This window comes from Roseateles sp. FW305-36 (genome assembly GCF_058787015.1).
In genome coordinates this window covers 84,807-103,253 of the sequence record NZ_JBYSZK010000004.1, presented here as the reverse complement: position 1 = coordinate 103,253, position 18,447 = coordinate 84,807, and the positions used below count along the sequence as shown (strand labels likewise).

Annotated in this window: 14 protein-coding genes; 11 read left to right on the top strand and 3 right to left on the bottom strand. The window is 69.0% G+C overall.

Annotated elements, in window-relative coordinates:
• Nucleotides 1–13 precede the first annotated feature (13 nt).
• Nucleotides 14–427, top strand: a complete 414-nt coding sequence (locus AC3WOE_RS09130; protein ID WP_492689885.1) for a PaaI family thioesterase — start codon at nucleotides 14–16, stop codon at nucleotides 425–427.
• Nucleotides 428–430: 3 nt separating this feature from the next.
• Here AC3WOE_RS09130 and mpl read toward each other — a convergent pair whose 3' ends face one another.
• The 3 genes from mpl to thiD are packed head-to-tail and all read right to left on the bottom strand — an operon-like array spanning nucleotide 431 to nucleotide 4,113.
• The gene (gene mpl, locus AC3WOE_RS09125) at nucleotides 431–1,831 is read right to left on the bottom strand and encodes a UDP-N-acetylmuramate:L-alanyl-gamma-D-glutamyl-meso-diaminopimelate ligase (RefSeq protein ID WP_492689884.1); all 1,401 of its coding nucleotides are present in this window, start codon (nucleotides 1,829–1,831) and stop codon (nucleotides 431–433) included.
• 29 nt (nucleotides 1,832–1,860) lie between these two features.
• Nucleotides 1,861–3,147: a glutamate-1-semialdehyde 2,1-aminomutase gene (gene hemL, locus AC3WOE_RS09120; RefSeq protein ID WP_492689883.1), complete on the bottom strand. Its 1,287-nt coding sequence runs from the start codon at nucleotides 3,145–3,147 to the stop codon at nucleotides 1,861–1,863.
• Between the two features lie 18 nt (nucleotides 3,148–3,165).
• The gene (thiD, locus tag AC3WOE_RS09115; protein WP_492689882.1) at nucleotides 3,166–4,113 is read right to left on the bottom strand and encodes a bifunctional hydroxymethylpyrimidine kinase/phosphomethylpyrimidine kinase; all 948 of its coding nucleotides are present in this window, start codon (nucleotides 4,111–4,113) and stop codon (nucleotides 3,166–3,168) included.
• 182 nt (nucleotides 4,114–4,295) lie between these two features.
• Here thiD and AC3WOE_RS09110 point away from each other — a divergent pair, with 182 nt between their 5' ends.
• From AC3WOE_RS09110 to AC3WOE_RS09065, 10 genes are all read left to right on the top strand, one after another.
• Nucleotides 4,296–4,448, top strand: a complete 153-nt coding sequence (locus AC3WOE_RS09110) for a rubredoxin (protein ID WP_492690312.1) — start codon at nucleotides 4,296–4,298, stop codon at nucleotides 4,446–4,448.
• A 70-nt stretch (nucleotides 4,449–4,518) separates the two neighbouring features.
• Nucleotides 4,519–4,908: a response regulator gene (locus AC3WOE_RS09105; RefSeq protein ID WP_293501545.1), complete on the top strand. Its 390-nt coding sequence runs from the start codon at nucleotides 4,519–4,521 to the stop codon at nucleotides 4,906–4,908.
• Nucleotides 4,909–4,934: 26 nt separating this feature from the next.
• Complete coding sequence (locus AC3WOE_RS09100; protein WP_477930811.1) at nucleotides 4,935–5,300, top strand: response regulator; 366 nt, start codon at nucleotides 4,935–4,937, stop codon at nucleotides 5,298–5,300.
• Between the two features lie 89 nt (nucleotides 5,301–5,389).
• Nucleotides 5,390–5,920 carry a chemotaxis protein CheW gene (locus AC3WOE_RS09095; RefSeq protein WP_492689879.1) on the top strand — a complete coding sequence of 177 codons (531 nt, stop codon included), beginning with the start codon at nucleotides 5,390–5,392 and terminating at the stop codon, nucleotides 5,918–5,920.
• 132 nt (nucleotides 5,921–6,052) lie between these two features.
• The gene (locus AC3WOE_RS09090) at nucleotides 6,053–8,377 is read left to right on the top strand and encodes a methyl-accepting chemotaxis protein (protein WP_492689878.1); all 2,325 of its coding nucleotides are present in this window, start codon (nucleotides 6,053–6,055) and stop codon (nucleotides 8,375–8,377) included.
• Nucleotides 8,378–8,412: 35 nt separating this feature from the next.
• Nucleotides 8,413–14,574, top strand: a complete 6,162-nt coding sequence (locus AC3WOE_RS09085; protein ID WP_492689877.1) for an Hpt domain-containing protein — start codon at nucleotides 8,413–8,415, stop codon at nucleotides 14,572–14,574.
• A gap of 10 nt (nucleotides 14,575–14,584) precedes the next feature.
• Nucleotides 14,585–15,622 carry a GGDEF domain-containing protein gene (locus tag AC3WOE_RS09080; RefSeq protein ID WP_492689875.1) on the top strand — a complete coding sequence of 346 codons (1,038 nt, stop codon included), beginning with the start codon at nucleotides 14,585–14,587 and terminating at the stop codon, nucleotides 15,620–15,622.
• A 141-nt stretch (nucleotides 15,623–15,763) separates the two neighbouring features.
• Nucleotides 15,764–17,164: a CHASE3 domain-containing protein gene (locus tag AC3WOE_RS09075; RefSeq protein ID WP_492689873.1), complete on the top strand. Its 1,401-nt coding sequence runs from the start codon at nucleotides 15,764–15,766 to the stop codon at nucleotides 17,162–17,164.
• Nucleotides 17,161–17,796 carry a response regulator gene (locus tag AC3WOE_RS09070; RefSeq protein WP_492689872.1) on the top strand — a complete coding sequence of 212 codons (636 nt, stop codon included), beginning with the start codon at nucleotides 17,161–17,163 and terminating at the stop codon, nucleotides 17,794–17,796. The genes AC3WOE_RS09075 and AC3WOE_RS09070 overlap by 4 nt, the downstream gene beginning before the upstream one ends.
• A 253-nt stretch (nucleotides 17,797–18,049) precedes the next feature.
• Nucleotides 18,050–18,447, top strand: a 398-nt coding sequence (locus AC3WOE_RS09065) for a response regulator (RefSeq protein ID WP_492689870.1), incomplete at its 3' end; no start/stop codon positions are given.

Here is an 18,447-nt window from a genome sequence, read left to right as displayed (position 1 = left end):
TGCGAGGAATGCCATGTCCACACCCGACCAACTCAATCGATTCGGCGCCAAGAACCTGCCCGGCCATCTGGGCATCGTCTTCACCCAGGCCGACCCCGCCGAGATCAAGGCCGAGCTGGTGGTGCGCGACGAGCTGATGGCGCCCAACGGCTATCTGCATGCGGGCAGCATCGTGACGCTGGCCGACAGCTGCGCCGGCTACGGCTGCCTGGCCAATCTGCCGCCCGGCGCGGTGGGCTTCACGACCATCGAGCTGAAGTCCAACCACTTGGGCACGGCACGCGACGGCACCATCGCCTGCGTGGCCCGGCCGGTTCATCTCGGCAAGACGACGCAGATCTGGGATGCCGTCGTGACCAACAAGGACACGGGCAAGACCATGGCCTTGTTCAGGTGTACGCAGATGGTGTTGTACGGGAAGGGCTGACGCCTACTTGGCAAGCGCTGCAAGCAGCTTCTCGTGAATGCCGCCGAAGCCGCCATTGCTCATGCACAGCAAATGGTCTCCCGGCTTGGCGACCTTGACGACCGCCTTCACCAGCTCATCGACATCGGCGCCGACCACCGCCTGGGCCCCCATCGGCGCCAGCGCCTCCTTGGCATCCCAGCTCAGCCCCTGCTGATTGCAGAAGGCCAGATCAGCCTCCTCCAGCGCCCAAGGCAACTGGGCCTTCATCGTGCCCAGCTTCATGGTGTTGGAGCGCGGCTCGAAGATGGCGAGGATGCGGTCGGCCGGGGCGATGCGGCGGCGCAGGCCGTTGATCGTCGTGCGGATGGCCGTCGGGTGGTGGGCGAAGTCGTCATAGACCTTGATGCTTCCACCGTCACGTTTGGCCTCGCCCCGCAGCTCCATGCGGCGGCGCACGTTCTGGAACTCGGCCAGCGCTGCAGCTGACTGTTCCGGGCTCACGCCGACATGCTCGGCCGCCGCAATGGCCGCCAGCGCATTGAGCTGGTTGTGCTCGCCGATCAGGCTCCATTCGACCCGCGCCACCTTGAGGCTGCCGCGCAGCACATCAAAAGCCTGCGGCTCGCCGCGGGCGCGCAGCATGCCGGCCTCTTCCTTCTTGGCGCCAAAGCGCTGCACCTCGCTCCAGCAGCCGCGCGCGATGACGCGCTGCAGGGCTTCCTCGCGGGCGTTGACGACCAGGCGGCCGCTGGCCGGCACGGTGCGCACGAGGTGGTGGAACTGGGTCTCGATGGCGGCCAGGTCCGGGAAGATGTCGGCGTGGTCGTGCTCGAGGTTGTTCAGGATGGCCGTGCGCGGGCGGTAGTGGACGAACTTGCTGCGCTTGTCGAAGAAGGCGGTGTCGTACTCATCCGCCTCGATGACGAAGGGCTGGCCCTCGCCGCGCGGTCGCGCGGCGTCCACATGCCCGAGGCGCGCCGACACGCCGAAGTTCTGCGGCACGCCGCCGACCAGGAAGCCGGGCTTCTGGCCCGCATGCTCCAGGATCCAGGCCAGCATGGACGTCGTCGTCGTCTTGCCATGCGTACCGGCCACGGCCAGCACATGGCGGCCCTGCAGCACATGCTCGGCCAGCCATTGCGGGCCCGAGACATAGGGCAGGCCGGCGTCGAGGATGGCTTCCATCAGCGGGAAGCGCTCGCCGCGCGTGACGACATTGCCGATGACGAAGACGTCGGGCTTCAACTCCAGCTGCTCAGCGCCGAAGCCGGCGATGAGCTCGATGCCGAGGGCTTCGAGCTGGGTGCTCATCGGCGGGTAGACGTTGGCATCGCAGCCGGTGACCTTGTGGCCGGCTTCGCGTGCGAGTGCCGCGAGGCCGCCCATGAAGGTGCCGCAGATGCCGAGGATGTGGAGATGCATGGCAGTGGCGCCCGGAGGCGCTCTCAGGATCAGCGCAAGGCCGTGCGCGCGGCCGCGAGCGTGGCGTCGAGGTCGGCGGGGCTGTGGGCCGCCGACACGAAGCCTGCTTCGTACAGGGCCGGCGCCAGATAGATGCCGGCGTCCAGCATCGCATGGAAGAAGCGGTTGAAGCGCTCCTTGTCCGTCGTCATGACGGTGGTGTAGTTCTGCGGCAGTTCCGGCAGCAGGAAGAAGCCGAACATGCCGCCTTCGCAGTCGGCACTGAAGGGCACGTCGTTCTCGGCGGCGACGGTCTTAAGGCCGTCGACCAGCTGGCGGGTCTTGGCCGACAGCGACTCGAAGAAGCCGGGCTTCTGGATTTCGCGCAGCGTTGCCAGGCCACAGGCCGTGGCCACCGGGTTGCCGGACAAAGTGCCGGCCTGGTAGACGCCGCCCAGCGGCGCCAGATGCTGCATGACCTCGCGCCGGGCGCCGAAGGCCGCCAGCGGCATGCCGCCGCCGATGACCTTGCCGAACACCGAGATGTCGGGCGCGAAGCCGGGGATGAGCTTGGCGTAGTGGGCCTGGGCCGAGCCGAGGCCGACGCGGAAGCCCGTCATGACCTCGTCCAGCACCAGCAGGGCGCCGTGCTGCGTGCACAGGCGGCGCATGGCGCTCATGAAGGCCAGCGACGAGCGCACGAAGTTCATGTTGCCGGCGATGGGCTCGACGATGACGCAGGCCAGTTCGTGGCCGTGCTGGGCGAAAGCGGCTTCCAGCTGCTCGACGTTGTTGTATTCCAGCACGACGGTGTCGGCGGCCGCACCCGGCGTGACGCCGGCGCTGGTCGGGTGGCCGAAGGTGGCCAGGCCCGAGCCGGCCTTGACCAGCAGGGCGTCGGTGTGGCCGTGATAGCAGCCCTCGAACTTGATGAACTTGGGCCGACCGGTGGCGCCGCGCGCCAGGCGGATGGCGCTCATGGTCGCCTCGGTGCCCGAGCTGACCAGGCGCACCTGGTCCATGCTGGGCACGAGCTTGAGGATCTCCTCGGCCAGCTCGATCTCGCGTTCGGTCGGGGCGCCGAAGGAGAAGCCTTCGACGGCGGCCTTCTGCACGGCCTCCAGCACGGCGGGATGACCGTGGCCCAGGATCATCGGCCCCCAGGAGCCGATGTAGTCGACGTAACGCTTGCCTTCGGCGTCAAAGATGTAGGCGCCTTCACCGCGGGCGATGAAACGAGGCGTGCCGCCGACGGCGCGGAAGGCGCGCACGGGCGAGTTCACGCCGCCGGGAATGACGCGAGAGGCGCGCTCGAAGAGCTCTGAATTGCTGGCCATGGAAGGGAAATCAGGAAGTCAATGCATGCGCCGCGGCGTCTTGGGCGGCTGCTCGGGTTCGGGTTCGGGCTCGAAGCCCGGGGGCTCGCCGCCTTCCTCGTCCGCGGCGGGCAGAGCCCAGAAGAAGCGGTCGGGGATGACATTGCCCATGCCGGGGCGAAAGCCCGCGTCCAGCGACTGGTCCAGGAAGGACAGGGCCTCGCTGACGGCCGAATGCAGCTCGGCACCGACCGACAGCAGGGCGGCCAGGGCGGCGGCCAGGGTGTCGCCGGAGCCGACGAAGGCGGTCTCGAAGCGCTCGAACTTCTCACCGGTGATGGGCCCCTGGGCGTTGGCCAGCACGTTGTCCACATACTGGTTGGGCAGCTGGATGCCGGTCACCAGCACGTGCTGGGCTCCGGCCTGGGCGGCGGCCACGGCCAATTCGCGGGCCGACGGGGCGCGCTCGTTGTCCCAGTCCGGCAACAGGAAGTCGGTCATGGTCTTGTGGTTGCCCACCAGCACCGCCGTCTGCGGCAGCACCAGCTCGCGGACCGCGTCCAGATAGCTCTGCTGCTCGTCCTCGTCGATCCAGGCGACCGAGGGGAGATAGGTCACCAGCGGCACGTCCGGGTAGTCGCTCAGCACCTCGGCGACGGCGGCGACGGACTCGGCATTGCCGAGGAAGCCGACCTTCCAGGCCGTGATGGGCACGTCTTCCAGGATGTGACGGGCCTGCTCGGCGACGGTGTCGGGGTCGAGGTTCTCGTGCTCGAAGACCTCGGCCGTGTCGCGCAGCACGATGGCGGTGACGACGGGCAGGCAGTGGGCGCCCATGGCCGCTATCGTGGCCACGTCGCCCGCCAAGCCACCGGCGCCCGAGGCGTCACTGGCATTGAAGCTGAGCACGCAGGCCGGCGGCGGGCTTTCCTGCTCGTCCTGGGGTTCTTCGACCTCGGGGTCGGTGGGAAGGGGTGTTGGGCTCATGAGGAAGTCGTGGCGATTGCGGCTCAAAGAGCGCCGCAAAGCGTGGAGTCTGCCGCTAAAAGCGCGCTTCTGAGGCCCGGGGCACAGGCGTTTGCCCTCAGCATTGCGCTCTCGGGCCCTGGCTAGAATGATTCGATTGTAGTGAGCAAACTCTAAGCACCGTGAGCGAACCCAGTACCTGGATGTGCCTGATCTGTGGATGGATCTATGACGAAGCGACAGGTGATCCTGAGCATGGCATCGCGCCCGGTACCGCCTGGGCCGATGTGGACATGAACTGGGTCTGCCCCGACTGCGGAGCGCGCAAAGAGGATTTCGAGATGGTGCGCATCTGACTCGGCCCCCAAAGCCTCACAGGGGGCCGACAAGGCCTGGCCCCGAGCTGAAGTTCCGAGGAGACGACGTTTGAACGAGCAAGTTTCCGGTGCAGGACCCACCCGCATCCTGGTCATCGACGACAGCAACACCATCCGCCGCAGCGCGGAGATCTTCCTGAAGCAGGGCGGCCACGAGGTGGCCCTGGCCGAGGATGGCTTCGACGCGCTGGCCAAACTGGGTGATTTCCATCCCGATCTCGTGTTTTGCGACATCCTGATGCCCCGCCTCGACGGCTACCAGACCTGCGCCATCATCAAGCGCAACCCGCAGTTCTCGGGAGTGCCGGTGATCATGCTGTCGTCGAAGGATGGCCTCTTCGACAAGGCCCGTGGGCGCATGGTGGGTTCGCAGGACTACCTGACCAAGCCCTTCACCAAGGACCAGCTGCTTCAAGCGGTGCTCCAGCACCGTCCCTGAGAAGCACCTTTTGAGAGAGAACTGCCATGAGCATTCAGAACATCCTGCTGGTTGACGATTCCAAGACCGAGCTGCATGCCCTTTCGGAGATGCTGGTCAAGCGCGGCTTCAATGTCCGCACGGCCGAGAACGCCGAGGAGGCCATGAAGCGCCTGGCCGAGGCCAAGCCCGACCTGATCCTGATGGACGTCGTCATGCCCGGCCAGAACGGTTTCCAGCTGACCCGCGCCATCACGCGCGACGAGCGCTATGCCGGCGTGCCCGTCATCATGTGCACCAGCAAGAACCAGGAAACCGACAAGGTCTGGGGCATGCGCCAGGGCGCCAGCGACTACGTCGTCAAGCCCGTCAAGGCCGAAGAGCTGCTGGCCAAGATCAAAGCCCTCGGCTAAGGCGACAAGCGCATGACGCCCCCACGCTCACTTCGTTCACTGCCCCCCGAGGGGGCGCTTCAGCGCCTTCGGGCGGCCGGGCGGCACTGATGGCAAACAAAACGGCACTCCGCGAGCTCCAGCAGCGCCTGGCCGACCGCATGGCGGCCGCGCGTGAGCAGACGCTCATCGCGAACTGGCTGGCCGTCGAATGCGCCGGTGCCGGTCTGCTGTTCTCGTTGAAGCAGGCCAGCGAAATCTTCGCGCCCGTGCCCATCAAGTCCGTGCCCTATGCCAAGCCCTGGCTGGCCGGCGTGGCCAATCTGCGTGGCGGCCTGTTCACGGTCGTCGACCTGGCCGTCTACCTGGGCCTGCGCGATCCCGCGCCCGGTCGCGCCCTGCCGGCGCAAAGCCGCCTGGTGTCGCTGGGCAGCGATCTCAATCTGAACTGCGCGCTGCTCGTGGACCGGCTGGCCGGCCTGCGCAGCGATGAGCAGTTGCCACTGGCCGAGCAGCAGCCCGCCGGACCGCTGCCGCGTTTCGCCGGCGCGCTGCGCCGCGACGAAGCCGGTCGTAGTTGGCAAGAAATCAATCTCGAGGCGTTGTCGCGGCAGGAGAATTTCCTGCACATCGTCGCGTGATGAACGCAACCATTTCCAAGCTTCCGAGCTCCGAGCCGCTACAAAACGCGGACATCACAAACACTGAAGGACGAGGGTGAGATGAGCCTGCTGGACAAAATCAGGGGAAAGTCCGAAGCCGATGAGCTGCCGATGGCAGTTCCCGAGGCTGCCGACACGACGATCGACTCGCGCAGCAACGTCGGCTTCGACGCCACCCGCAATGCCGATTCCACGCTTGCCGGTGTCGAGATTCCCGTTCGCACCGAGGCCTACCCGCGCACGGAGGCCCCGTCCATCATTTCGCAAGCCGTGCCGACCGAGCCGGGCCCGAACAGCGAGTTCCCGCCCAGCAGCACGATGAGCTTCGCGCCGACCACCCAGGCGGCCGATCCCACCATGCTGCCGACGCCCCAGGCCGCCACCGGTGCCGAGAAGCTGACCGACCTGTTCGGCAAGCATCGCCAGCGCGTGCTGACGGGCCTGGTTGCCCTGGGCCTGGTCGGCACCGCGGTTTCCGTCTCCCTGGTGCTGGCCAGCTCCAACCGCAGCGCGGCCCAGGTGCGTGCTTCCGGTCAGGCGCTGATGCATTCGCAGCGCATGGCCAAGTCCGTGTCCGCGGCCCTGGTGGGCAACCCGGCGGCTTTCGCCGAACTGCGCGAATCGGTCAGCACGATGAGCGGCGTGGTCAACAACCTGCGCACCGGCGAAGGCGATCTGGCCAAGGCGCCCGATGCCGTGCAGCCGACGCTGGACGGCCTCAAGCCCCTGGTCGAGCGCGCCGAGAAGAACGGCAAGGTCGTGCAGGGCCAGGAAAAGATCCTGACCCAGGTCGGCCAGGCCCTGCGCGCCATCAACCGCCAGTCCAGCGACCTGCTGGAAAGCGCCGAGGCGGTGTCGTCTCAAGCCCTGCAGATCGGTTCGTCGGCGGGTGAAGTCTCCGCCGTCGGTCAGCTCGTCATGCTGACCCAGCGTATCGGCAAGAGCGCCAACGAATTCCTGACGCAGGAAGGCGTGAGCCCCGAAGCCGTGTTCCTGCTGGGCAAGGACCTGAACTCCTTCAAGCTCATCACCGAGGCCCTGATCAGCGGCAGCCCCGAGCTGCGCCTGAACGCCGCGCGTGACCCGCAGCTGAAGGAACGCCTGCAGACCCTGCTCAAGCAGTACGAGCAGACCCGCACGCAGGCCTCGGCCATTCTGGGCAATCTGCAGGGCCTGGTGTCGGCTCGTGAAGCCCAGACGGCCATCCTGAACGATTCCGAACCGCTGCGCAAAGGCCTGGAGCAGGCCGCTGCCGAGCTGGAAAAATCGGGCGGCGCCGGTGCGGGCCTCATCATCCTGCTGATCCTGTCCCTGGTCGCCCTGATCGTCGGCGCCGTCGGCTTCCTGCGGCTCTACCTGGCCGACCAGGCCGGTCGTGCCGAGATCGCCGAAGCCCAGAAGCGCGAAGCCGAGGCGCAGGAGCAGGAAGCCAAGCGCGTCAACGACGCCAACCAGGCCGCCATTCTGCGTTTGATGAACGAACTGGCCAGCGTCGCTGAAGGTGACCTGACACAGCAAGCCACGGTGACGGAAGACATCACCGGCGCCATCGCCGACTCCGTGAACTACACGGTGGAAGAGCTGCGCAACCTGGTCGGCCAGGTGCAGGCCACGGCAGCCCGCGTGACGGACACGACCGGCGCGGTGGACCAGACGTCCACCGACCTGCTGGCGGCGTCCAAGGAACAGCTGCACGAGATCCGCGCCACCGGCGAGGCCGTGCTCGGCATGGCCGGTCGAATCACCGAGGTGTCCGCGCAGGCGCAGACCACGGCCGAGGTGGCGCGTCAAAGCCGTCAGGCCGCCGAGCAGGGTCTGTCCGCGATGCAGAACAACATCGCCGGTATGAACACCATCCGTGACTCCATCCAGGAGACCTCCAAGCGCATCAAGCGACTGGGCGAGTCGTCTCAGGAAATTGGCGAGATCACGGAGCTGATCTCGGACATTACGGAACAGACGAACGTGCTGGCTCTGAACGCCGCCATTCAGGCCGCGTCTGCCGGTGAAGCCGGTCGCGGCTTCTCGGTGGTTGCAGAAGAAGTGCAGCGTCTGGCCGAACGCTCCGGCGACGCGACGCGTCGAATCGCCGCGCTGGTCAAGACCATTCAGACCGACACCCACGACGCCGTGGCCGCCATGGAGCGCTCGACGCGCGGTGTGGTGGAAGGTACGCAACTGTCCGACGCGGCCGGCAAGGCCCTGGAAGACATCGACAGCGTGTCGCGCCAGCTGGACAGCCTGATCGGACGCATCTCGAACCAGGCCCAGCAGGAAGCTGAGCATGCCAACGAGGTGGCCTCCAATATCCAGCACATTTTCGCGGTGACCGAACAGACGTCGGAAGGCACGCGCTCCACCGCCCAGATGGTGCATGAGCTGTCCCGCTCCGCCGAGGCGCTGCGCACCTCCGTGTCCCGATTCAAGGTCGCCTGACCCCCGTACACCGCACCGAGCGAGAAAGCCCACGCATGGACAGCTCCCTGCGAGACTCCGAACTCCCGGCCGACCTCAGCCCACTGGCCTGGGTGCAGGAGGAATTGCGCCGCTCCCTGGAGTCGGTGCACAAGACCCTGCGCCGACATGTGCGCGAAGGCGGCGACAACCGCCTCTCGGCCTTCGGCGGCGACGCCCAGCCGAGCGTGCCGCTGCAGCAGGCCGCGGCCCAGCTGCACCAGGTCAGCGGTGTGCTGTCGCTCGTCGGCCTGCCGGCCGGCGCCGGCATGCTGCGTGCCGCCGAGGCGGCCGTGGCTCGCCTGGCCGAGCGTCCGCTGGAAGTCGAAGCCAGCACCGTCGACACCATCGAGCGCGCCGACTTCGCGCTGCTGGCCTATGTGGCCCGCCTGCTGGCGGGCAACAAGACCTCGTCGCTGGCCCTCTACCCGGGCTATCGCGCGCTGCAGCAACTGAACGGCGCCGAGCGCATCCATCCGGCCGACCTGTGGCAATACGACTGGTCCTGGCGCAGCATCGCGTCCGAAGCCGGCGTGCTGCCGCGTTCGCCCGAAGGCGTGCGCGCCCCGTTCGAGGCTGCGCTGCTGCGCCAGATGCGCGAGCCCAGCCCCACGCATGCGGCCAATCTGTCCGGCCTGTGCGCCGGCCTGGCCGCGGCCCTGCCGGCCGGCACCACGCGCACGCTGTGGCAACTCGCCGCCGCCGTCTTCGAGGGCCAGGCCCTGAAGCTCCTCGGCAGCGACGCCTACACCAAGCGTCTGGGCTCCAAACTGCTGCATGAGCTGCGCATCGTCGGCCAAGGCGACCCGGGCACCGATCCGGCGCGCGATCGCCTGGCCCAGGACCTGCTGTTCTTCTGCGCCCAGTGCCGCAGCAAGGGGGCCGGCCCGCGCCTGGCCGCCGTCAACGAGGCCTACCGCCTGACCGAAGAACATGCCGGCGACTACGAAGACGCCAGCCTCGGCCGCATCGACCCCGCCTGGGTCGCCCAGGCCAAGCGCCGCGTGCTGTCCGCCAAGGAGAGCTGGTCCAGCGCCGCCGAGGGCGACCAGCATCGCCTGGCCGGCCTCGATGAGCAGTTCGCCGGTCTTGCCGATTCCCTGACCCGCCTCTTCCCGAGCGGCGAGGTGCTGGCCCAGACCCTGCAGCGCGCCGTCGTCGCGACGCTGCGCTCGCGCACCACGCCGCCGCCGGCCCTGGCGATGGAAATCGCCACCAGCCTGCTCTATGTCGAGGCTGCACTGGAAGATGCCGCCTTCGACCAGCCCGAACAGGCCGATCGCGTGCGCCGCATGGCGCGCCGCGTCGAGGCCGTGGCCCATGGCCAGACACCCGAGCCGCTGGAAGACTGGATGGAGGAGCTGTACCGCCGCGTCTCCGACCGCCAGACCCTCGGCAGCGTCGTGCATGAGTTGCGCGCCAGCCTTTCGGAAGTCGAGAAGCAGTGCGACGAATACTTCCGCGACCCGACCCAGCGCGCGCTGCTCATTCCCGTGCCCGGCCAGTTGCAGGCCATGCGCGGCGTGCTCAGCGTGCTGGGTCTGGACCAGGCCGCCCAGGCCACGGTCCGCATGCGTGACGAGGTCGACGGCCTCGCCAACACCGAGATCGACTTCAACCGCCCCGGTGCGCGCGACGTCTTCGAGCGCCTGGCCAACAACCTCGGTGCCCTCGGCTTCCTGATCGACATGCTGAGCGTGCAGCCGGCCCTGGCCAAGCGCATGTTCCAGTTCGACGATGCCAGCGGCCGCCTGGACGCCGTCATGGGCCGTCGCGAAGGCGCTGTCGAGCTGCCCAGCTTCGAGGCCAGCGGCTTCCACGTCGATCTGGGCGACGAATCGCCCGAGCTCGACGCCCCCTCCTACGAGGCCACCCAACCCCTGCGCGTCGACCTGGCCACGCTGGATCTGCCCGATCTCAGCCTGCCCGACGTCGACCTGTCGCAGCCCGCTGCGGCAATGCCCGCTCCGGCTCCCGCTCCCGTTGTCGCTCCCCCGCCGCCCGCGCCTGCTCCCGCGCCCAGCGTCGCCGACGACCCCGAGATGCGCGAGATCTTCCTCGAGGAAGCCGAGGAGGTCATCGGCAATGCCCGCGCCGCGCTGGCAGAACTCCGCGAGTCGCCGGCCGACCACGGTCAGCTGACCGTCGTGCGCCGTGCCTTCCACACCCTGAAGGGCAGCGCCCGCATGGTGGGCCTGGACGAATTCGGCGAAGGTGCCTGGGCCTGCGAACAGCTCTACAACGCCCGCCTGGGCGAAGCCACGCCGCAGGCCGATGCGGCCCTGCTCGGCTTCACCGGCGAGGCCCTGGACTACTTCGCCCACTGGCGCGAGCAGATCGCCGGCAATGAGCCCGGCCACAGCTCGCCCGATCCGGTGCGCCGCAGCGCCGATTCCCTGCGCCTGCATGGCCAGCCGCTGCCGCTGGAGGCCGCCGCCCCGGCCGCTGCCGCCGTCGATGGCGGTCCCGAGGGGCTGGCCGCGCCGGCTGCCGAGCCCGCCGTCGCTGCCCTGCCGGCCGAGATGGAAGAGACGGCACCGCTGGCGCCCGACTTCGTGCTCGAGCTGGCCGCGCCGGCCACCGAAGCCCAGGTCGAGGCCGAGGCCGCGCTGGCCCTGCCCGATGTCGTCATCGATTTCGAGCCGACCGAGGTGCCCGTCGACGAGCCGATCAGCGAATTCGGCGCCCATGCGCCGACCGAGCCGCTGCCGCTGCCGGCCATGCCCGACGAAGAGCCGACCCTGGCCAACTTCGCCCTCTCGCTGGATCTGGACGAGGCCGAAGTCGTCGTCATGGAGCCCATGGGCGAGGCCCCGGTCCGTCCGGAGGAATCCACGCTGGCCATGGCCAAGCTGCTCCAGGACGACGAAGAGCCGGCAGCCCCGGCCCTCAGCCTGGTCAGCGCGCCGGAGCCTGAACCCGAGCCCGAGCCCGAGCCTGTCGACCCCGACGAAGGCTTCAAGGTCATCGGCCCGCTGCGCATCAGCATCGCGCTGTTCAACATCTTCCTCAACGAAGCCGACGAGCTGTCGCGCAAACTGTCCATCGGCCTGGCCGAATGGGCGGCCGAGCTCAGCCAGCCCGTGCCGCAGAGCTGCGAGGTGCAGGCCCATGCGCTGGCCGGCAATGCCGCCACGGTCGGCTATGAAGACCTGTCGGCCCTGGCCCGCGAGCTCGAGCACACGCTGGGCCGCGCCCAGCGCGCCGTCAGCTACGAGCCGGAAGATGCCGAGCTCTTCGTGCGCGCCGCCGACGACATCCGTCGCCTGCTGCACCAGTTCGCTGCCGGCTTCCTGAAGCCCAACGACCCGGACATCATTTCCCGCCTGCACGCCTACGAGCCGCAGGAAGAGTCCTTCACGGCGTCGGCGCCGCTGGACGTGCTGCCCCTGCACGCGCTGGACGAGACCGTGGCCGGCGATCTGGACCCTTCGATGTCGGCTACCGTGGCCGGCGAACTGCCCGTCTTCGACGCGGTCGAGGCCGCCGCGCCCGTCGAAGCCACCCCCGAGCCCGTCGTCGAGGCGATCCCCGAGCCGGTTGCGCAAGCGCAGCCCCAGCCGGAGCCCGAGCCGGTTGTCGAAGTCCAGCCCGAGCCTGAGCCCGAACCGGTTGCGCAAGCGCTGCCGGTGCCCGAGCCGGTCGTCGAAGCCCAGCCCGAACCCGAACCGGTCGTCGAAGTCCAGCCCGAGCCGCAACCCGAGCCGGTGGCCGAAGTGCAACCGGAGCCGGTGCACGCTGCTGCCGAGGACGAGCCCGAGCCTGGCCTGCCCGACCATATCGAGCCCGACCTCTATCCGATCTTCGAAGAGGAAGGCCGCGACCTGCTGGAGCAGCTGCACGGCGCCCTGCGCGACTGGCTGGCCCACCCGGCCGAGCTGGGTCGTTCCGACGCCTGCATGCGCGCCCTGCACACCTTCAAGGGCGGCGCCCGCCTCGCCGGTGCCATGCGTCTGGGTGAGCAGGCCCACCACCTGGAGTCGGCCGTCGAGGCCCTGGTGCGCGCCGGCCATGCCGATCACGCCCAGGTCCAGGCCCTGCAGCATGAGGGCGACGCCCTCGAGCACGCCTTCGAGGAACTCGGCCGCAGCCTGACGGCCGCCGCCGCAGCGCCGGTGGCGCCGACCGTCGTCGCGCCGCCGCCGCCCGCGCCTGCGCCTGCGCCCGTCGCCCGTCCGGTTGCCGAGATCTCCGAACCCTCGATCCGTCCGGTCGCGCCCATCGCCGTCGACAAGCCGGTCGAGCCGACCCGCGAGATCGACTGGAGCCGCTTCACCGACACCGCCGAGATCGCCGCCGGCAGCGACAACCTCGCCATCGGCCAGGCCCTGGTGCGGGTGCGCGGCAGCCTGCTGGAACGCATGGCCACCCAGGCCGGCGAGGTCAGCATCCGCCGCGCGCGGATGGAGTCCGAGCTGGTGCAGATGAAGGGCTCGCTGCACGACCTGGACGACAACCTGGATCGCATCCGCGCCCAGTTGCGCGAGCTGGAACTGCAGGCCGAGGCCCAGATGCACATCCAGCAGGAGATGGCGCAGCAGGGCGGCCGCGAGTTCGACCCGCTGGAGTTCGACCGCTACACCCGCTTCCAGGAATTGACCCGCATGCTGGCCGAGTCGGTCGGTGACGTGGCCACCCTGCAGCGTTCGCTGGGCCGCAATGTGCAGACTGGCGAAGACGAGCTGGCCGCCCAGTCGCGACTGACGCGCGAACTGCAGGACGACCTGCTGCGCACCCGCCTGGTGGAGTTCGACTCCATCGGCGAGCGCATGCACCGCGTCGTCCGCCAGGCCTCGCGTGACAGCGGCAAGCAGGTCAAGCTGGAAATCAGCGGCGGCCAGACCGAGCTGGACCGTTCGGTGCTGGAACGTACCGCGGGCGCCTTCGAGCACCTGCTGCGCAACAGCGTCGCCCACGGCATCGAGACGCCCGAAGCTCGCACGGCCGCCGGCAAGGACCCGGTCGGCACGCTGCGCATCGAGGTCGGCCAGCACGGCAACGAAGTGCTGCTGAACTTCTCCGACAACGGCGCCGGCCTGAACCTCGCCCGCATCCGTGAGCGTGGCCTGCAACTCGGCCTGATCTCGGCCGATGCCGAACCCGATGACGCCCAGCTGAAGCGCCTGATCTTCGCGCCGGGCTTCTCGACCGCCAGCCAGATCACCGAGCTCAGCGGCCGTGGCATCGGCATGGACGTCGTGCGTGCCGAGGTCGGCACGCTCGGTGGCACCATCGAGACCACGTCGACCAGCGGCCAGGGCACCAGCTTCCTGCTGCGTCTGCCCCTCACCACCGCACTGACCCAGGTCGTGCTGTTGCGCAGCGCCGACCAGGTCATCGCCGTCCCGGCGGCCCTGATGGCCTCCGTGCAGCGCGTGCCGGTCGATGCGGTCGAGGCAGCTTATGCCACCGGCAAGCTCAACCACGGCGGCGTCGAGATGCCGTTCTACTGGCTGGGCGGCCTGCTCGGCCACGCGGGCCGCGGCCATGTCCATGGTCGCCACACCCACGTCGTGCTGGTGCGCAGTGCCCAGGGCGCCTTGGCCCTGCACGTCGACGAAGTCATCGGCAACCAGGAAGTCGTGGTCAAGAACCTCGGCGCCCAGCTCAACCGCGTGCCGGGCCTGGCGGGCATCAGCCTGCTGGCTTCGGGCGAAGTGGCCCTGATCTACAACGTCGTCGCACTGGCCGACTGGTATGGCCTGGACGCGCAGGCCCGCCTGGCCGCCGCCCATGCCATCGCCCAGGGCGAGGTGCCGCAGCAGCAGGTCGTGTCCGTCGTCGAGACCGTCACGCAGGCGCCGCTGGTCCTCGTCGTCGACGACTCGCTGACGGTGCGTCGCGTGACCCAGCGCTTCCTGGAGCGTGTCGGTCTGCGCGTCATGCTGGCCAAGGACGGCCTGGATGCGATGGAAAAGCTGTCGGGCGACGAACTGCCTTCGGTGGTGCTGTCCGACATCGAGATGCCGCGCATGGACGGTTTCGACCTGGTGCGCAATATGCGCGCCGACTCGCGCCTGGCCGCGCTGCCGGTCATCATGATCACTTCGCGGATCGCCCAGAAGCACCGCGACTATGCTGCGCAACTGGGTGTCGACCACTATCTCGGCAAGCCCTACGATGAGGAATATCTGCTCGGCTTGATCCAGCAGTTCACCCGACAGGCCGTGGCGGCTTGATCATCAGCACATGTCCCAGGTTGTCGACCATCTCGCCGAACTGACCGGTTTCCGTGACCGTGACGTCATGGACGTCACCCTGGTCATGGCGCTGCGCGATCTGCTCGAGCCCGAGTCGGTCGCCATCTACCGCAGCGTCGGCGAGCCGGGCGACGAGCGCTGGCTGACGCGCGCCCATCTGCGCGCGGGTGATGCCGTCGCCTCGGCCGACCCGCTGTGGGCCAAGCCCGCAGCCCTGCCCAAGGTGATCGACCATCCGCTGCGGCTGGAGGCCATGCGCAGCCGCAGCGTCACCCAGGTGGCGCAGGGCGGCCAGTGGCTCTACCTGTTTCCGATTGCGACCGATCGTGACGTCATCGGCGTCATCGAGATCCTGTCCACGCGCCGCCTCGGCACGGGCGCGCAGCGCATGGTCAGCAGCGTGCTGCGCATCTATCACAACTTCCAGGGCCTGCTCGACTACTCCGAGCGCGACACCCTGACCGGCCTGCTCAACCGCAAGACCTTCGACGAGAGCTTCCTGAAGGTGCTGTCGGACATTCCGACGCGCCCGGATGTGAAGCACGGTGCCGAGGATCGCCGCCATGAGACGGCCACGCCGCACTATGTGCTCGGCGTCATCGACATCGACCACTTCAAGTCCGTCAACGACCGCTTCGGCCACCTGATCGGCGACGAAGTGCTGCTGTTGCTGTCGCGGCTGATGCGCGGCTCCTTCCGCTTTCACGACATGCTCTACCGCTTCGGTGGCGAGGAGTTCGTCGTGCTGATGCGCTGCGACGAGGAAATCCACGCCGGCGAGGCCTTCGAGCGCCTGCGCGTGAACACCGAGCGCTACGCCTTCCCCCAGGTAGGGCGCATCACCGTCAGCATCGGCTTCACCGAGGTGCGCGCCGGCGACTCCCCGGCGGGCGCCTTCGAGCGCGCCGACAAGGCCGTCTATCACGCCAAGGGCCATGGCCGCAACCAGGTCCACAACTACGCGGCCCTGGTGGCCAGCGGCGTGATCCAGGAAGCCACCCAGCTCAGCGACGTCGAGCTGTTCTGAGGTCCCGGCTGCTAACACGTCAATTGCACGCGTCAGCCGGCAGCTTGACTTTTTGTCGCTTGTCGCCATAGCCTAGGCTTTCTCGCTCGACCGGCGCGCCCTAGACGCCGCGGGCGGCCCAGTGAGAGGGGTGGCGTGGGCATGCGTTATTCCTGGCTTCCGTTGAGCCTTCTCGTCGCGGCCTTCCTGGCCTTCGTCGGCACGGCCGTGGGCGCTTCCCAGAGCCTGACCGAGCTGCTGCGGCGCGACGCCGAGCGCAGCCAGGCCCTGAGCACCCAGACCGATCTGCAGCATCTGCTGATGCTGCTCGTCGACATCGAGACCGGCCAGCGCGGTTTCATCATCACCGGCCAGCAGCCTTTTCTGCGCCCCTACGAGGATGCGCTCGGCGAGCTCAGCGACGTGCGCACGGGCCTGCGCAATCGCCTGCCTCATCAGGGGGCGAACGAGGTGACGCTGATCCGGCTGGATGCGCTGATCGACGAGAGGCTGGCCCAGGCCCGCCAGACCATCGCGCGCCGCCTGGCCGACGGCAAGGCGGCGACCAGCGACCTGAGCGCCTACGTGGACGGCAAGCGCGTCATGGACGAGCTGCGCTTCCAGATCGAGCAGCTGGCCCGCGAGCAGCAGCGCCGCGTCGGCGTGGCCGACGAAGCCACCCAGGCGGTTCGCCAGCGCACGTCGCGCCTGACGCGCCTGCTGCCCGCGGTCGGGCTCGTCACCCTCGCCGTGGCGGTGGCCCTGATGCTGCGCGAACGCCGTCTGCGCGACCGGGCCGAGGCGGCCCTGCGCGATGCCAACGCCGGCCTGGAGCAGCAGGTCGCCCTGCGCACCGAGGCCCTCAGCCATGCGCTGGCGCGCATCCGCAGCTTCGCCGTCGAGATGGACCGCGGCATCGAGGCCGAACGGCGTCGCCTCGCCCGCGAGGTGCACGACCAGGTCGGCCAGGTCGGCACCGCCATCAAGATGGTGACGCTGTCCCTGCGCGCCAGGCTGGCGCCGCGCAGCGAGCCGCTGGTCGACGAGTTGCAGGGCATGGCCGAAGAGGCCATACGCGCGGCCCGCCACATCTCGGCGGAACTGCGCCCGCCGCTGCTGGACGAGTTGGGTCTGGAGGCGGCCCTGGACCACCATCTGCAGATGCTGCAGCGGCAATCCGCCCTCGAGACCCGGCTGGACCTGGACGAGGCGGCCCTGCTGCCACCCGAGCAGGCCAGCCCGCTGTTTCGCATCGTCCAGGAGGCCTGCACCAATGTGCTTCGGCACGCCCAGGCGCGCAGCCTGCGCGTCACCGGCCGGCCGCTGGCGATCGACGCCGGCGAGGGCTATGAGCTGGAAGTCGACGACGATGGGCGCGGCCCCGGCGCCACCCGCCCCGACGCTTCGGGCCTGCGCAATATGCGCGAACGCGCCGAACTGGCCGGCGGCCGCTTTGACTTCGGCCCGGCGCCCGGCGGCGGCAGCCGGGTGCGGGTCTGGCTGCCGCTGAATTCCCCCATGCCGGCCGCTGCGGTGGCCAAGGACGAGGAGACCTGGTTGTGAAGTTGCTGATCATCGACGACCACCCGCTGATGCGCATGGGCATCAGCCAGCTCGTGCTGCAGGAATGGCCCGATGCCCAGATCGACGAGGCCCCGACCATCGCCGAAGCCCTCAGCCGCATTGCCGCGGCGCGTCCCGACCTCGTCACGTTGGACCTGTCGCTGCCCGACGCCCGCGGCACCGAAGGGGCCAGCAAGCTGCTGCGCGTGCTGCCGGGCGTGCCCCTGCTGGTGCTCAGCCTCAATGCCGAGGCCGCCTATGCCGCGCGGCTGATGCAGATGGGCGTGGCGGGCTATCTGCCCAAGGACCGGGCGCCCGAGGAGTTGCGCACCGCGCTGCGCCGCCTGTCCGAGGGCGGTCGCTATGTGACGGCCGCCATGGCCGACCACCTGCTCGGCCTGCTCAGCGGCAAGGCGCCCGGCGCCCTGCCGCACGAGCAGCTGTCGGCCCAGGAGCATCGGGTCATGCTGCTGATCGCCGCCGGCCAGACGCCGGCCCAGATCGCCGAGGCCATGCATCTGTCCGTCAAGACGGTGGGCAGCTATCGCGCCCGCATCCTCGAGAAGGCCGGTTGGGCCAACAACACCGAGCTGACCAAATACTGCGTGCAGCACGGGCTGACGGATATCTGATTGGCCACATCGGTGGCCTTGAGTTGATGTTCCGGGCCGAGCGCCGGCCCGTCTGTCGACGCTTGTGGCTCTATGCCGCAAGCGTCGACGTCCCCCAGGGGGACCGACCAGGTTCGCGCGCGTCCAGCGCCGCGAGACTGGGCGAGGGGCGCCATGTAGGCAATCTACCTACATGAGGTCGCGGCAATCCTGCCGGCCCAACGCCCAGATCACCCGCTGCCGCCGGATCCCGGCCGGGCCGACCATGGCGGCCATGAACATCTTTCTCGTCGAAGACTCCGCCTCCATCCGCCGCCTGCTGGTGCGCCGCCTCGAGACCATGCCCGGCATGCGCGTCGTGGGCGAGGCCGGTGGCGAACGTCAGGCCCTGGCACTGATCCAGTGGACCCAGCCCGACGTGGTGCTGATGGACCTGTCCCTGGCGACCGGCAGCGGCCTCAGCCTGCTCGCCCAGTTGCGCCGCGCCGGCTACACCGGCCGCATCGCGGTGCTGACCGCCCAGGACGTGGACGCCTACCGTCGCGCCTGTCTGGACGCCGGTGCCGATGCCTTCTACGACAAGGCCAGCGGCCTGGAGACCCTGTTCGACGACCTGGCCGAGTACGCCGCCACCCGCCCCGGGGGGGGGGGGGGAAAAACCACCCCCCCCCC